At 70.8% G+C, this 14,172-nt stretch carries 16 protein-coding genes and 1 tRNA gene; 6 read left to right on the forward strand and 11 right to left on the reverse strand.

Annotated elements, in window-relative coordinates:
• Positions 1–8: 8 nt before the first annotated feature.
• From fdhD to D3272_RS08560, 6 genes are all read left to right on the forward strand, one after another.
• Positions 9–851, forward strand: coding sequence for a formate dehydrogenase accessory sulfurtransferase FdhD (gene fdhD, locus D3272_RS08535; protein WP_129218742.1), 843 nt, complete (start codon positions 9–11; stop codon positions 849–851).
• A 428-nt stretch (positions 852–1,279) separates the two neighbouring features.
• The gene (locus tag D3272_RS08540) at positions 1,280–2,197 is read left to right on the forward strand and encodes a branched-chain amino acid ABC transporter permease (protein ID WP_129218743.1); all 918 of its coding nucleotides are present in this window, start codon (positions 1,280–1,282) and stop codon (positions 2,195–2,197) included.
• 4 nt (positions 2,198–2,201) lie between these two features.
• Positions 2,202–3,608 (forward strand): high-affinity branched-chain amino acid ABC transporter permease LivM, encoded by a 1,407-nt coding sequence (gene livM / locus D3272_RS08545; protein ID WP_428977973.1) that lies wholly within the window; start codon positions 2,202–2,204, stop codon positions 3,606–3,608.
• Positions 3,608–4,516, forward strand: a complete 909-nt coding sequence (locus tag D3272_RS08550; protein ID WP_129218744.1) for an ABC transporter ATP-binding protein — start codon at positions 3,608–3,610, stop codon at positions 4,514–4,516. Before livM ends, D3272_RS08550 begins: the two co-directional genes overlap by 1 nt.
• A 65-nt stretch (positions 4,517–4,581) precedes the next feature.
• Positions 4,582–5,292: an ABC transporter ATP-binding protein gene (locus D3272_RS08555; protein ID WP_129218904.1), complete on the forward strand. Its 711-nt coding sequence runs from the start codon at positions 4,582–4,584 to the stop codon at positions 5,290–5,292.
• Positions 5,292–5,645 (forward strand): DUF6867 family protein, encoded by a 354-nt coding sequence (locus tag D3272_RS08560; protein ID WP_129218745.1) that lies wholly within the window; start codon positions 5,292–5,294, stop codon positions 5,643–5,645. Before D3272_RS08555 ends, D3272_RS08560 begins: the two co-directional genes overlap by 1 nt.
• 11 nt (positions 5,646–5,656) lie before the next feature.
• Here D3272_RS08560 and D3272_RS28295 read toward each other — a convergent pair whose 3' ends face one another.
• From D3272_RS28295 to plsX, 11 genes are all read right to left on the reverse strand, one after another.
• Complete coding sequence (locus tag D3272_RS28295; protein ID WP_342634171.1) at positions 5,657–6,160, reverse strand: flagellin; 504 nt, start codon at positions 6,158–6,160, stop codon at positions 5,657–5,659.
• A gap of 74 nt (positions 6,161–6,234) precedes the next feature.
• Complete coding sequence (modC, locus tag D3272_RS08565) at positions 6,235–7,344, reverse strand: molybdenum ABC transporter ATP-binding protein (protein ID WP_129218746.1); 1,110 nt, start codon at positions 7,342–7,344, stop codon at positions 6,235–6,237.
• Positions 7,341–8,036: a molybdate ABC transporter permease subunit gene (gene modB, locus D3272_RS08570; protein ID WP_129218747.1), complete on the reverse strand. Its 696-nt coding sequence runs from the start codon at positions 8,034–8,036 to the stop codon at positions 7,341–7,343. Before modB ends, modC begins: the two co-directional genes overlap by 4 nt.
• Positions 8,037–8,055: 19 nt before the next feature.
• Complete coding sequence (gene modA, locus D3272_RS08575; RefSeq protein ID WP_129218748.1) at positions 8,056–8,856, reverse strand: molybdate ABC transporter substrate-binding protein; 801 nt, start codon at positions 8,854–8,856, stop codon at positions 8,056–8,058.
• Positions 8,857–8,968: 112 nt separating this feature from the next.
• On the reverse strand, positions 8,969–9,943 hold the full coding sequence (locus D3272_RS08580; protein ID WP_129218749.1) for an NAD-dependent epimerase/dehydratase family protein: 975 nt from the start codon (positions 9,941–9,943) through the stop codon (positions 8,969–8,971).
• Positions 9,944–10,076: 133 nt separating this feature from the next.
• Positions 10,077–10,154, reverse strand: a tRNA-Pro gene (locus tag D3272_RS08585).
• A 102-nt stretch (positions 10,155–10,256) separates the two neighbouring features.
• Positions 10,257–10,466 carry a hypothetical protein gene (locus tag D3272_RS08590; protein ID WP_129218750.1) on the reverse strand — a complete coding sequence of 70 codons (210 nt, stop codon included), beginning with the start codon at positions 10,464–10,466 and terminating at the stop codon, positions 10,257–10,259.
• A 289-nt stretch (positions 10,467–10,755) separates the two neighbouring features.
• Entirely contained in the window at positions 10,756–11,304 is a 549-nt protein-coding gene (locus tag D3272_RS08595; RefSeq protein ID WP_129218751.1) for a MerR family transcriptional regulator, read from the reverse strand.
• Positions 11,297–11,608: an integration host factor subunit alpha gene (locus tag D3272_RS08600; RefSeq protein ID WP_129218905.1), complete on the reverse strand. Its 312-nt coding sequence runs from the start codon at positions 11,606–11,608 to the stop codon at positions 11,297–11,299. The genes D3272_RS08595 and D3272_RS08600 overlap by 8 nt, the downstream gene beginning before the upstream one ends.
• A gap of 129 nt (positions 11,609–11,737) precedes the next feature.
• Positions 11,738–12,721 (reverse strand): beta-ketoacyl-ACP synthase III, encoded by a 984-nt coding sequence (locus D3272_RS08605; protein WP_129218906.1) that lies wholly within the window; start codon positions 12,719–12,721, stop codon positions 11,738–11,740.
• 251 nt (positions 12,722–12,972) lie between these two features.
• The gene (gene plsX / locus D3272_RS08610; protein WP_129218752.1) at positions 12,973–14,052 is read right to left on the reverse strand and encodes a phosphate acyltransferase PlsX; all 1,080 of its coding nucleotides are present in this window, start codon (positions 14,050–14,052) and stop codon (positions 12,973–12,975) included.
• Positions 14,053–14,172 lie beyond the last annotated feature (120 nt).

Raw genomic sequence — 14,172 nt, forward strand, 5'->3', positions numbered from 1 at the left:
GCTCGAACGTGACCGATCCCGAAACCGCCGGGGACGTGCCGGCCCCCACCACGATCGCCGAGGCCGTGACGTTCGCCTTCGCCGATGCGGTGCCGCGCCCGCTCAGCCGCGCCGTCGCCACCGAGGTGCCGGTCCAGGTCCTGTTCGGCGGCGTGCCCTTCGGCATCATGATGGCCACCCCGGCCGACCTCGAAGACTTCGCCTACGGGTTCGCCCTCACCGAGGGCGTCGTGGCGGATGCGGCGGAGATCCGTGCCGTGGCGGTGGACGGCGCCGCCGGCGCGGTGCGGCTCGGCATCGACGTGACGGGGGCGCGCCTGCAGACCCACCTCGCCCGCAAGCGGGCCATGACGGGCCGCACGAGCTGCGGCCTGTGCGGGGTCGACGACCTCGCCGCCCTGCCCCGCGCCGCCGCGGGACCGCCCGGCGCCGCGCCGCGCGTGGCGCTCGGGGCGATCGGCCGCGCCCTCGCGGCCCTCGACGCTGGCCAGGACCTCAATGCCGCCACCCGTGCCGTGCACGGGGCCGCCTGGGCGACGCTCGACGGCACCGTCGTGGCGGTGCGCGAGGACGTCGGCCGTCACAACGCCCTCGACAAGCTCATCGGCGCCTGCCTGCGCGCCGGCCGGGACCCGGCTTCCGGCTTCGTGGTGGTGACGAGCCGCGCCTCCTTCGAGATGGTGGAGAAGGCGGCGACCTTCGGCTGCCGGACGCTCGTGGCCATCTCGGCGCCGACCGCGCTGGCGATCGACCGGGCGAGTGCCCTCGACGTGACGCTCGTTGGCATCGCCCGGCGCGATTCCGTCACGGTGTTCCACGGCGCGGAGCGGATCGCCGCCGACCCGGCCTGACGCGGGACGCCGAAGCCGCGGGAGCGGCATCGGCGCGGGCGCGTCAGGTCGGATCGGCGTCACCCATCACGCTGGCGGCGGGGCCACGCTCGTCGGAAAGCGGGGTGGGTCGATGACTTGCAACCGGACGCCAGCGACGCCGGCCGGCACGGCTGGAGGTTCCCCCGCCGGCACCGCTGATTGACATGCTTAAAGATCAGGCATTACCTGACGGCGGTCGAGGCCGCACACGGGGCTGCTGACCGCGTCATGGCGGCGGCTGGGCTGCGACGGGGTGCCTCGCGCCTCGGACGGGCGACGCCGGAGACCAAGCGGTGTCCGAACTGTGTCGGCAATGCGATTGCTCCCCGGCATGCCGCTTGCTAGCCTGCCCTCGTCAGCCACGGGCCCGCGCCCTTCCACATGCGCCAGAAGGTTTGCCGCCGCACATGGACATTTTCCTGCAATCGATGATCAACGGCGTCACGCTGGGGTCGATCTACGGTCTGATCGCGATCGGTTACACCATGGTGTTCGGCATCATCGGCATGGTGAACTTCGCCCATGGCGACGTGTTCATGCTGTCGGCCTTCGTCGCCCTGATCCTGTTCCTCGTGCTGACGCAGCTCCTCGGCATCGCCAACGTGGCCCTGGCCTTCGTGGTGGTGCTGGTGGCCGCCATGGCCATCACGGCGCTGTGGAGCTGGACGATCGAGCGCGTGGCCTACCGGCCGCTGCGCGGTTCCTTCCGGCTCGCCCCGCTGATCTCCGCCATCGGCATGTCGATCTTCCTGTCCAACATGGTGCAGGTTATCCAGGGTCCGCGCAACAAGACCATCCCGCCGATGTTCGACCAGGTCATCAAGGTGACGCAGGGCGGCTCCTACGACGTGACGCTGTCCTACAAGCAGATCATCATCATCGTGAGCACGACGGTGCTGATGGCGGGCTTCTGGTTCCTCGTGCAGAAGACGCCGCTCGGCCGCGCCCAGCGCGCCTGCGAGCAGGACCGGCGCATGGCGTCGCTGCTCGGCATCGACGTCGACCGCACGATCTCGCTCACCTTCGTCATCGGCGCGGCGCTGGCCGCCGTGGCCGGCGTGCTCTACCTCAGCTACTACGGCGTGGTGAGCTTCGCCGACGGCTTCGTGCCCGGCGTCAAGGCCTTCACGGCCGCGGTGTTGGGCGGCATCGGATCGCTGCCGGGCGCCGTCCTCGGCGGGTTGCTCATCGGCCTCATTGAAGTGCTGTGGTCCACCTACGTGTCGACCGACTACAAGGACGTGGCGGCCTTCTCGATCCTCGCCATCACGCTGATCTTCATGCCCACGGGCCTGCTCGGCCGCCCCGAGATCGAGAAGGTCTGACGCCATGCTGATGGAGACCGCCAAGCCCGTGCCCGGCGCCCCCACCAAGGCGGCCGCCCCGGCGCCGGCCTTCGACCTCGTGGCCGCGCTGAAGAGCGCCGCCTTTTCCGCCATCGTGACGCTCGGCCTCGGCTTCCCGCTGCTGGCCTACGACACCCACCCCGACATCTCCAACGCCCTCATCGTGGTGCCGCGCTGGTCCTGGGCCATCGTGGCCGCCGTCGTGGTCTTCGCGGGGCGCTTCCTCGGCCTGCTGCTGAACGCCCGCCCCCGCGCCGCCAAGCGGCCGCAGCAGTTGCGCGTGCCGAGCCGCGGCGAAACGCTGCTGAAAGCCAACCTCGTGTGGTTCGCGCTCGCCGCGCTGGTCGCCTTCCCGATCGTCATGCTCGGTCTGCTGGGCTCCGGCGGCTCGCTCAAATGGATCAACAACTACGGCATCCAGATCCTCATCTACGTGATGCTGGGCTGGGGCCTGAACATCGTGGTCGGCCTCGCCGGCCTGCTCGACCTCGGCTACGTCGCGTTCTACGCGGTGGGGGCCTATTCCTATGCGCTGCTGTCCACAACCTACGGGCTCAGCTTCTGGATCTGCCTGCCCCTGGCCGGCATCCTGGCGGCGTTCTGGGGCATGATCCTGGGCTTCCCCGTGCTGCGCCTGCGCGGCGACTACCTCGCCATCGTCACGCTGGCCTTCGGCGAGATCATCCGCATCGTCCTGATCAACTGGACGGACCTCACCAACGGCTATGCCGGCATCGCGTCGATCCCGCGCGCCACCTTCTTCGGCGTCCCCTTCGTCGACGACGAGGGCGGCTTCTCGCGCCTGTTCGGCATCGAGTACAGCCCCATCCAACGCACCATCTTCCTCTTCTACGTCATCCTGGCCCTGGCCCTGCTGACCAACTTCGTCACGCTGCGCCTGCGCCGCCTGCCCGTCGGCCGCGCCTGGGAAGCTCTGCGCGAGGACGAGATCGCCTGCCGGTCGCTCGGCATCAACACGGTCAACACCAAGCTCACCGCCTTCGCGCTCGGCGCCATGTTCGGAGGCTTCGCCGGCTCCTTCTTCGCCGTGCGCCAGGGTTTCGTGTCGCCCGAAAGCTTCACCTTCATCGAATCGGCCACCATCCTGGCCATCGTGGTGCTGGGCGGCATGGGCTCGCAGATCGGCGTCGCCATCGCGGCGACCGTGCTGATCGGCGGCACGGAACTGCTGCGCGAACTCGACTTCCTGAAACGCATCTTCGGCGAAGGCTTCGACCCGGTGCAGTACCGCATGCTGATCTTCGGCGGCGGCATGGTGCTGATGATGATCTGGCGCCCGCGCGGCATCATCGCGACCCGCCAGCCCTCGATCTTCCTCAAGCAACGCAAGGCGATTTCGAGCGACATGGTCAAGGAAGGTCACGGCTGATGCGCTGGCAGAGCGACCCGCTTCTCGTCGTCGAACACGTCTTCATGCGGTTCGGCGGACTCGTGGCGGTGAACGACCTGTCGTTCACCGTCGGGCGCGGCGACATCACGGCCCTCATCGGCCCGAACGGCGCCGGCAAGACCACCGTGTTCAACTGCATCACGGGCTTCTACAAGCCCACCGAGGGCCGCATGGCGCTGGCCCGCCAGGGCATCGCCGATCCGGCCGACGTGCTGAGCCTGACGCGCTCCGGCAAGAAGCACATGCGCGGCACCTCGGGCGACCTGTACCTCCTCGAACGCATGGCCGACCAGGAGATCGCCCGCACCGCCAAGGTGGCGCGCACCTTCCAGAACATCCGGCTCTTCACCGGCATGACGGTGCTGGAGAACATGCTGGTGGCCCAGCACAATGCCCTGATGAAGGCGTCGGGGATGACCTTTCTGGGGGTCCTCGGCATCGGCGGTTATCGGGCCAAGGAGCGCGAAGCCATCGACAAGGCCCGTTTCTGGCTCGACACGATCGGCCTGCTCGACCGCGCCGACGACCCCGCCGGCGACCTGCCCTACGGCGACCAGCGCCGGCTCGAGATCGTCCGGGCCATGTGCACCGACCCCGTCCTGCTCTGCCTCGACGAGCCGGCGGCGGGGCTCAACCCGCGCGAATCGCTCGAACTCAACACCCTGCTGCGCCTCATCCGCGATCACCACGGCACCTCCGTGCTGCTGATCGAACACGACATGTCGGTGGTGATGACCATCTCGGACCACGTCGTGGTGCTGGACTACGGCACCAAGATCGCCGACGGGCGCCCGGCAGAGGTGCGCGACGATCCCAAGGTCATCGCCGCCTATCTCGGCGTCGAGGACGAAGAGGTCGAGGCCATCGAAGCGGAGATCGGCGCGTGACCCTGTTGACAGAAGCCGCACCGGCCCGCGCCGCCGCGCCCGGCCGCGAGGGCGCCGGCAAGCCCATGCTGTCGATCCGCGGCGTGCAGACCTACTATGGCAAGATCTGCGCCCTCAAGGGCATCGACCTCGACGTCAACCAGGGCGAGATCGTCACGCTGATCGGCGCCAACGGGGCCGGCAAGTCCACCCTGATGATGACGATCTTCGGCAACCCGAGGGCGCGCGAAGGCTCCATCACCTACGAGGGCCGGGACATCACCCAGATGGCGACGCACGAGATCGCCCGGCTGGAGATCGCCCAGTCGCCCGAGGGCCGGCGCATCTTCCCGCGCATGACGGTCTACGAGAACCTGCAGATGGGCGCCGCCATCAACAAGTTCGCCTATTTCGACCAGGACCTGGAGCGCGCCTTCACGATCTTCCCGCGCCTGAAGGAGCGGGCCCAGCAGCGCGGCGGCACCCTGTCGGGCGGCGAACAGCAGATGCTGGCGATCGCCCGCGCGCTGATGAGCCGGCCGCGCCTGCTGCTGCTGGACGAGCCCTCGCTCGGCCTCGCGCCCCTCATCGTCAAGCAGATCTTCGACGTCATCCGCGACCTCAACAAGACCGAGGGCCTGACGGTGTTCCTCGTCGAGCAGAACGCCTTCCACGCGCTGAAGCTCGCCGACCGCGGCTACGTCATGGTCAACGGCCTCGTCACCATGTCGGGCTCGGGCCAGGAATTGCTGAGCCGGCCGGAGGTGCGCGCCGCTTATCTCGAGGGAGGCCATTGATGGGCGAACTGCTCTACCCCGACGTGCCCGGCGGGCTCGGCGCCTTCCTCTTCTTCACGATCGTCCTCGGGGTGCTGGGCGGCATCGCGACGGGGCGGGCCTTCGCCAGCAGCTGGACGTCGCTCGTCACGCTGCCCTTCGCCCTGCTGGGCATGGCGGCGGCGGTGCGGTTCCTCCACTATGCGCTGGCGGGCGAGGACCTGTCCTCGGTCCAGTACTTCGTCGTGTCGCTCGTCTTCGTCGCGCTGGGCGGCTTCTACGGCTTCCGGTCGAAGCGCACCGAGCAGATGTGCCGGCAATACCCGTGGCTCTTCGCCAAGGCGGGGCCGGTCGCCTGGTCCCATCGGGCCTGACGGCCGGGCGGTCAGCCGCCGAAGAGCTTGAGCACCAGCTGGCTGTGCTGGTTGGCGATGCACACCGCCTGGGTGCCGAGGAGCTTCTGCGCCTGAAGCGCGCGCAGACGCGCCGCCGACACGTCCATGTCGGCGCGAACCAGCGACCCCACCCCCGACGTGATGGCCTCGGACAGCGACACCACGTAGCTCTGCGAGCTGGACAGGGCACCGGACGGAGCGCCTGACGCGGAGCGAGCCGGCATCGGCGCGGCGGCGCACGCGGGACCCGCTGGCGAAGTCTCGCCGGAGGACGGCCCGTCCCGTGTCGGCCTGCCGTCGGATGCGGGATCGCGCCTGGCCCTCTCACGGCCACCCTGCGCGGAGGCCGTGAGGTTCTTCAGCGCCGTCATCGCCGACGCGGGGGTGAGGAGGCTCGAACTCATCGTCGACGGGATCCTGCAGGGATGGCGAGGTCGTCCGGGCCGCGGTTCGATGCCGGTCCGATGCCGTCGACCCTCGACTCGATCCGGCATCGTCCATGGTGGAGCGAGAACGGTTCGGCGACGTTAACGCGGGCGGCGGCGCGCCGGGCCGGCGTCGAACGCGGTTAACGTCCGCCCCGGGCCGGCGGCCGCGCCGGGTCGAGCGCCACGCTCTTCACCAGGGCGAAGACGGCGGCTCCCGGCACGAGACCCATCTCGGCGAGGGACAGCCGCGTGATGCGGGCCAGGATGACGGCATCGCCGCAGGCGAGCCGCAGGTCCGCCGTCGCACCCGCGGCGTCGATGGGGCGGATCTCCGCCACGGTCGCCGGCAGCACGTTCAGCGCGCTCGTGTGCCGGGGCGCGTCGCGGCTCAGCATCACGTCGCGGGCCGGGATCTGGATGCGCAACGTCGTGCCGAGCGGCGCCGCGACCCGCGGCACGCGCAAGGCGCCGGCCCCGGTGACGAGGGTCGTCAGGGCGAAGTCGTCGTCATGGGCGGCGACCCGGGCTTCGAGCACGGCCCCGGACTCCCGCGCGCCCGACAGCGGCGCCACGTTGAGGCGCGACAGCACCTCCCCCGCCGGACCCGCCGCGGCGACGCGGCCCGCGTCCAGCACCACCAGCGTGTCGGCGAGGCGCGCCACCTCGGCCACCGAATGCGACACGTAGACGATGGGCACGCCGGCCCGGTCGCGCAGGCGCTCGATATAGGGCAGGATCTCGGCCTTGCGGTCGTCGTCCAGGGCCGACAGCGGCTCGTCCATCAGCAGCAGCCGCGGCTTCGCCAGCAGGGCGCGGCCGATGGCGACGCGCTGCTTTTCGCCGCCCGACAGGCCCGCGGGGCGCCGGCCCAGCAGGGGGCCGATGCCGAGCATCTCGACGACGGCACCGACCTCCGCGCCGGGCTCGCCGCGCGGCGCGAACCAGCGGCCGAACAGCAGGTTCTGCCGGACCGTGAGGTGCGGGAACAGCCGTCCCTCCTGGAACACCGTGCCGACCCGCCGGCGGTGGCGCGGCACCGCGACGGACCCCGCCGTGTCGAGCAGCAGGTGGCCGCCGACCGCGACGCGGCCCTCGCGCGGCTGCAGCAGGCCGGCGATGACGTTGACGAGGGTCGTCTTGCCGGAGCCCGAGCGGCCGAACAGGGCGGTGACGCCGGCCGGCGCCTCGAAGGCGACGTCGAGCGCGAAGGCGCCGAGCCGGTGGGCAACCGCGACCGACAGCGCGCTCAAGCGCCGAGCCGGCGCTTCAGGCTGCGGGCCAGAAGCTCGGACAGGACCAGGGCCAGCATCGACACCGCGACCGAGACGAGCGTGAGCCGCAGGGCGTCGCCTTCCCCGCCCGGCACCTGGGTGAAGGTGTAGATGGCGGACGGCAGCGTCTGGGTCTCGCCCGGGATGTTGGCCACGAAGGTGATGGTGGCGCCGAATTCGCCCATGGCGCGCGCGAAGCTGAGGATCGCGCCGGCGATCACCCCCGGCAGCACCAGGGGCAGCGTGACGAGGGCGAAGACCGCGGCCGGCCCCGCCCCGAGCGTGCCGGCCGCCTCTTCCAGTTTGCGGTCCACGCCTTCGATGGAGAGCCGCATGGCCCGCACCATGAGCGGGAAGCCCATGATGGCGCAGGCCAGGGCCGCCCCGGTCCAGCGGAAGGCCAGGACGAGGCCGAGATGGTCGGCCAGCCAACCGCCGACGATCCCGCGACGGCCGAACACGATCAGCAGCAGGTATCCGGTGACGACCGGCGGCAGCACCAGGGGAAGGTGGACCAAGGTGTCGAGCAGCATGCGCCCGGGGAAGCGACCGCGGGCCAGCAGGGTGGCGATCGCCAGGCCGGGCAGCAGGCTGGCGCCCGTGGCCGTCGCGGCGACGAGAAGGCTGAGCCGCAGTGCGTCGCGGGCTTCCGGTCCCAGCCAGCCGGTCACGGGGGCGGGACGCGCGGGTTCAGGGCGCGGCCGCCGGCCGGTCGAGGACCGTGAAGCCCTGCTTGGTGAAGGCGTCCCGGGCCACGGGCCCGCGCAGGAATGCGAGGAAGGCGGCGGAATCCGGGTTGCGGGAAGCCTTGGTGACCGCCACCGGATAGACGATGGCGGGATGGCTCCCGGCCGGGAAGGTGCCGACGATCCTGACCTTCGGCTCGGCGGCCGCATCCGTCGCGTAGACGATGCCGAGCGGCGCTTCGCCCCGCGCCACGAAGGCCAGGGCCGCCCGCACGCTTTCGGCTTCGGCGACATGCGCCTTGACGCCCTCCCAGGCGCCGAGGCTTTCCAGCGCAGCCTTTCCGTATTTGCCCGCCGGCACCGCCGCGACATTGCCCATGGCGAGGCGTCCGCCCCCGAGCGCCTTGGCGAGGTCGAAGCCCGGGCGGATGTCGATCGGCGTGGCGGCGTCGCTCGGCGCCACCAGCACGATGGCGTTGGCGAGGAGGTCGACGCGGGTGCCGGGCGCGATCAGGCCCGCCGCCTGGGCCTTCTCCATCCAGTCCAGGTCGGCGGAGAAGAACAGGTCGGCGGGGGCGCCCTGCTCGATCTGCGCTTCCAGCACGTTGGAGGCCGCGAAGGACAGTTTCGGTGCCGGATGGCCTAGGGCGGCCCAGCGCGCCGCAGCGTCGTCGAGGGCGTTCTTGAGGCTCGCGGCGGCGAACACCGTCGGGCCCTGCCCGCCCTGGGCAGCGGCCGGGCCTGCGGCGAACATCAGGAGGGTCGCCAGGCTCGCCCCGAGGCAACTCCGTCGCGTCAGCCGCATCATGAGGTCCCCGCCCGGTAGCGTCATAGCCGAACCGATATAACGCTCTGCCCGGCGAGTCCATGGCGGGTACGGCACCACGGGACAGGTGCCGGGCTGCCGCCGACGACGCTCACCCGCCGTAGCGGTCGCGATACCAGGCGACGAAGCGCGGCAGGCCCTCGTGCAGGGCCACGCCGGGCGCGTAGCCGGTGAGCGACCGGATGCGGCCGATGTCCGCCCAGGTTTCGGTGACGTCCCCGCTCTGCATCGGCAGCAGGCGCTTCAAGGCCTCGCGGCCGAGCGCGCCCTCGAGCAGGGCGATGAAGTGCATCAGCGTTTCGGGCCGGTCGTTGCCGATGTTGAGCAGCCGCTGCGTGCCACGGTCCGGCGGCCGCGCCAGCACGCCGAGAATGCCGTCGACGATGTCGTCGATGTAGGTGAAGTCCCGGCGCATGCGACCCTCGCCGTAGACGTCGATCGGCTCGCCCGCCAGGATGCGCCGCGTGAAGGCGAAATAGGCCATGTCGGGTCGGCCCCACGGGCCGTAGACGGTGAAGAAGCGCAGCCCGGACTGCGGGATGCCGTAGAGCCCCGCATAGCACTCGCTCATCAGTTCGCAGGAGCGCTTGGTGGCGGCATAGAGCGAGGCCGGCCGGTCCACCCGATCGTCCTCGTGGAACCGACCGCCGGCGTCGGGACGGTCCCCGTAGACCGAACTCGACGAGGCATAGACCAGGTGCTCGAACCCCGGCAGGTGCCGGCAGCATTCCAGCACGGACAGGTGGCCGGCCAGGTTGGCGTGCTGGTAGGCGAAGGGCGCCGCCATGGAATGGCGCACGCCCGCCTGGGCGGCGAGATGGACGACGCGCGTCACGCCGGCCGCCGAAGCCAGCGCCGCGAGGGCGGCGGGCTCGGCGATGTCGAGCGCCCGGACGACGACGCCGGCGGCGGCGAGCCGCGCGGCCCGGTCCCGCTTCAGGGCGGGTTCGTAATAGGGATCGAAATTGTCGACCGCGAGGATGTCGGCCCCGTCGGCGGCCAGCCTCACGCACACCGCATGACCGATGAAGCCGGCGGCACCGGTGACGAGGATCGGCGGCCTCATGCCGACGCCCGACCGGGCGACGGTCTGTTCGGGATCGCAAATGTCGTGATGGCGTCGCCTCGCTTCCGGGCCGAACCACACTGGATGAGCAGGGCAGGCACTTCTGGCGGCGGGCCTTGAACGCGAAGATTTATGGTCGGAGTGAGAGGATTCGAACCTCCGACCCCTAGTCCCCCAGACTAGTGCGCTAACCGGGCTGCGCTACACTCCGACACCGCGATGCGGTGAGGTCGTATAGAATTTTCGCGGGGTGGCCGCAAGCCCGAAGACGGGCTTGGCGGGGAAAAGGCCGCGATCGGCCCACCCGGCCGCTTCAATGGCTTCGAGCATAGTCGTCGCAAGCGTCGGCGAAGCCGGGCCGGTCCGCCAGGATGGTCGGCGCGAAAGCCAGCATGGCGTCCTCGGCGTGGTCGAGCAGCAGGGCCACATCGAGGATATGCAGGCGCATCGCCTCATCCCGCACATAGGCGATCATCCTGTGCAGCACCCGCACGCCTTCGTCGTCCCGGTCATCCCCACTCATGCGCGGTCCCCATGCCATCCCACATGCCCGGCCTGCCGTCGCCGCCGCCAAGGCCGCGCCGATTCCGGGTCGCCCATCCATCGATCGCCACCGTCACTGAGACATCGGACGCTGCGTCGGGTTGTTGAAGACCAGATGTCTCCAAAACGCGCCGCATCAGCAATGAAAATCGCAGCGTCGGCCATCGAAACCTCGATGCTGTCACCGAGATGCAGCGGTAACAGTCACCCGGAGCGTCAATAGTTGAGCAGTAAGATATCAGGTCGATTAGCGCCTGAACTACAATTGTTCAAAGACGCCCACGTCCGGCCTGCGCGGCAGCGAGGATCCGGGCACAATCCGCCAGGTCGAGGGCGAGCGCCTCGAGACGCCCCAGCACGTTCCCGGAGGGCAGCCCGAATGCGGCCGGGTCCGCCGGCGGGGCGGTTCGGCGCGGACGGGGCGCTGCGTCCGGTGCCGCGGGCTTGGCGGCCCTGTCACGATCCTCATCGGCCATGCCGGCCTCCCCGCCCTTCTGCGGCCCAGCCGGCCGGGAAACCTCGTCGATCGCCGGCCCCACGGTCGCGGCGACGCCCCGCGGCCCTTGGTCCTGCAGCAGCCGCTGCACGCCCTTGATGGTGTAGCCCTGCCCATAGAGCAGCGCCTTGATGGCGCGTAGCAGGGCGACGTCGTCGGGCCGGTAGAACCGCCGGCCGCCGGCCCGCTTCAACGGCTTGATCTGGGGAAAGCGCGTTTCCCAGAACCGCAGCACGTGCTGGGGCAGCTTGAGGTCCTCGGCGACCTCGCTGATGGTGCGGAAGGCGTCGGGGCTCTTCTCGGGTCCCGGGCGCTCAGTCATCCTTGGGGATGGGCGTGCCGTTGATGCGGCTCTTGAGGATGTTGGACGGCTTGAACACCATGACGCGCCGGGGCGTGATCGGCACCTCGATCCCGGTCTTGGGGTTGCGGCCGATCCGCTCCCCCTTGGCCCGCACCACGAAGGAGCCGAACGAGGACAGCTTCACGGTCTCGCCCCGGACGATGGCCGCGGAGATCTCCTGGAGCACCATCTCGACCAGTTCGGCCGACTCGCTGCGCGACAGGCCGAGCTGCTGGTAGACAGCCTCGGACAGGTCCGCCCGGGTGATGGTCTTGCCGTCGATGGTGCCGGGGAGTTTCGTCATGAGCGCTCTTGCGGGTCTCCCCGAGCTGGCTGCCGCGATCGGCGCGCGAGCTTAACCTCACTCGCCGCCTTGCGAAAGCTCCGAGATCGGCCCTGCCGCGTCCCGCCCTCACCAGCGCAGGAGCGCGCTGCCCCATGTGAAGCCGCCGCCGACGGCTTCCAGCATCACGAGCTGGCCGGGGCGGATCCGCCCGTCCCCGCAGGCGACGCTAAGCGCCAGCGGGACGGAGGCCGCCGACGTGTTGGCGTGCAGGTGCACGGTCGTGACGACCTTGTCGGGATGGATGCCGAGCTTGGCCGCCGAAGCGTCGATGATGCGGCGATTGGCCTGGTGGGGCACGAACCAGTCGAGGTCGTCGGGCCCGATGCCGGCCGCCGAGAAGGCATCCACCACGACGTCGGTGACGTTGCCGACGGCGTGGCGGAACACGTCCCGGCCCTCCATCCTGAGATGGCCGGTGGTGCCGGTCGTCGAGGGGCCGCCGTCGACGAAGAGCTTCTCGCGGCCGCGCCCGTCGGAACGCAGGTGGGTCGTGACGATGCCGCCCTCGTGCAGCGGGTCCCGGCCCGGCCGGGCTTCCAGCACCACGGCGCCGGCACCGTCGCCGAAGAGCACGCAGGTGGTCCGGTCCGACCAGTCGAGCAGGCGCGAGAAGGTTTCGGCGCCGATCACCAGCGCGCGCCGGTGGGAGCCCGAGCGCAGGAACTTGTCGGCGGTGGCGAGGGCGAAGACGAAGCCCGAACACACGGCCTGGAGATCGAACGCCACGCCGGCCGTGATGCCGAGCGCGGCCTGCACCTGGGTGGCGGTGGCGGGGAACGTGTAGTCCGGGGTCGCCGTGGCGACGATGATGAGGTCGATGTCGGCCGGAAGGCAGCCGGCCTCGTCGAGGGCCGCCCGGGCGGCGGCGGTGGCGAGCTGCGAGGTGGTCTCGCCCGGCGCCGCGAAATAGCGCCGCGTGATGCCGGTGCGCTGCAGGATCCATTCGTCGGTCGTGTCGACGGTGCGGGCCAGCTCCGTGTTGGTCACGCACCGTTCCGGCAGATAGGCGCCCACGCCTCGGACCACGGATCGCCAGCCGCTCGATTCCACCACGAAGCCTCTTCCATCCGTCGACGGGTCGTCTCGCCGGCCGATCCCGCCCCCGTCGGGCGGGGGCCGGGGGGACGTGCCCGCGGGGCTTCCCTATGCGCCCAAACCGGTCCAGCGGCAATCGTCGAAGGCCCGCCGCGGGCGCCCGCGGCGCGGGGCTCGCCCCGTCCGGAGACCGCCACGGCCGCCGGCGCGGGCGGGACCGGGCGACCCTCCTGCCGGTTTCCGACGTCCGACGCGACCGGCGGGCTTCAGGGCGGCCCGGCCGCGTCCGGCGCCGGGCCGGGCAGCGCGGCGGCCGCCGTCTGGGCCTCCTGAGACAGGGCGAGCTGGTCGCGGATGCGTGCCAGCAGGTCGTGGCTCACCATCTCGTGACCGACGCCGATCGCCCGCGCATAGCCCAGCGCATCCGTGCCGCCGTGGCTCTTGATCACGATCCCGTCGAGCCCGAGGAAGACGCCGCCGTTCACGCGGCGCGGGTCCATGCGCTCGCGCAGGGCCGCGAAGGCACCCTTCGCCATGAAGTAGCCGAGGCGCGACATCCAGGTGGCACCCATCACCTCGCGCAGGTACCGGCCGATCTGCACGGCGGTGCCTTCGGCGGTCTTGAGCGCGATGTTGCCGGTGAAGCCTTCGGTCACCACCACGTCGACCGTGCCCTTGCCGAGGTCGTCGCCCTCGACGAAGCCGTGGTAGTCGAGCGAGGGCAGGCCGAGCTCGCGCAGCATGCGCCCCGCCGCCTTGATCTCCTCGAGGCCCTTGATCTCCTCGACGCCGACGTTGAGCAGGCCCACGCTCGGCCGCTCGATGCCGAGCACGATGCGCGCCATGGCGGCGCCCATGATGGACAGGTCGACGAGGTGCTGGGCGTCGGCGCCGATGCTGGCCCCCACGTCGAGCACGATGGAGACGCCCCGCACCGTGGGCCACATGGCGGCGATGGCCGGCCGGTCGACATGCGCCATCGTGCGAAGGCAGATCTTGGACATGGCCATGAGCGCGCCGGTGTTGCCGGCCGACACCGCGACATCGGCCCGGCCGGACTTCACGGCATCGATGGCCATCCACATGGACGACGTGCGGCGGCCGGAGCGAAGCGCCTGGCTGGGCTTGTCGTCCATGCGCACCGACACGGTCGTGTGGACGACGTCGGAGGCGGCGGCCAGGGCCGGCTCGCGCTCCAGCAGGGGGCGGATCTGGGCTTCGTCGCCGACGAGCAGGAAGCGCGTCCCGGGCCGCTCCCGCAGCGCCAGTGCCGCACCCGGCACCACGACGGCAGGCCCGTGATCGCCGCCCATGGCGTCGATTGCGATCCGAACCTGATCCGTCATCCCTCACCCATGTGGTCGCGTGTCGACTCGCGGCGGCGCGGGGGCGACCGCCATGGCCGACGAGGTCCCGCCGGCCGGAAACCGCCGGGAACCCGCCGGGCCCATCGCCCGTCCAATGCC

It is taken from the genome of Lichenibacterium ramalinae, from assembly GCF_004137085.1.
In the GTDB taxonomy this organism is placed as follows: domain Bacteria; phylum Pseudomonadota; class Alphaproteobacteria; order Rhizobiales; family Beijerinckiaceae; genus Lichenihabitans; species Lichenihabitans ramalinae.

Excerpts from the sequence above, each read along its gene's own strand:
- D3272_RS08540 (WP_129218743.1), top strand. The coding sequence starts at position 1,280 with ATGGACATTTTCCTGCAATCGATGATCAACGGCGTCACGCTGGGGTCG.
- livM (WP_428977973.1), top strand. The coding sequence starts at position 2,202 with ATGCTGATGGAGACCGCCAAGCCCGTGCCCGGCGCCCCCACCAAGGCG.
- D3272_RS08550 (WP_129218744.1), top strand. The coding sequence starts at position 3,608 with ATGCGCTGGCAGAGCGACCCGCTTCTCGTCGTCGAACACGTCTTCATG.
- D3272_RS08555 (WP_129218904.1), top strand. The coding sequence starts at position 4,582 with ATGCTGTCGATCCGCGGCGTGCAGACCTACTATGGCAAGATCTGCGCC.
- D3272_RS08560 (WP_129218745.1), top strand. The coding sequence starts at position 5,292 with ATGGGCGAACTGCTCTACCCCGACGTGCCCGGCGGGCTCGGCGCCTTC.
- D3272_RS28295 (WP_342634171.1), bottom strand. The coding sequence starts at position 6,160 with ATGCCGGATCGAGTCGAGGGTCGACGGCATCGGACCGGCATCGAACCG.
- modA (WP_129218748.1), bottom strand. The coding sequence starts at position 8,856 with ATGCGGCTGACGCGACGGAGTTGCCTCGGGGCGAGCCTGGCGACCCTC.
- D3272_RS08580 (WP_129218749.1), bottom strand. The coding sequence starts at position 9,943 with ATGAGGCCGCCGATCCTCGTCACCGGTGCCGCCGGCTTCATCGGTCAT.
- D3272_RS08590 (WP_129218750.1), bottom strand. The coding sequence starts at position 10,466 with ATGAGTGGGGATGACCGGGACGACGAAGGCGTGCGGGTGCTGCACAGG.
- D3272_RS08595 (WP_129218751.1), bottom strand. The coding sequence starts at position 11,304 with ATGACTGAGCGCCCGGGACCCGAGAAGAGCCCCGACGCCTTCCGCACC.
- plsX (WP_129218752.1), bottom strand. The coding sequence starts at position 14,052 with ATGACGGATCAGGTTCGGATCGCAATCGACGCCATGGGCGGCGATCAC.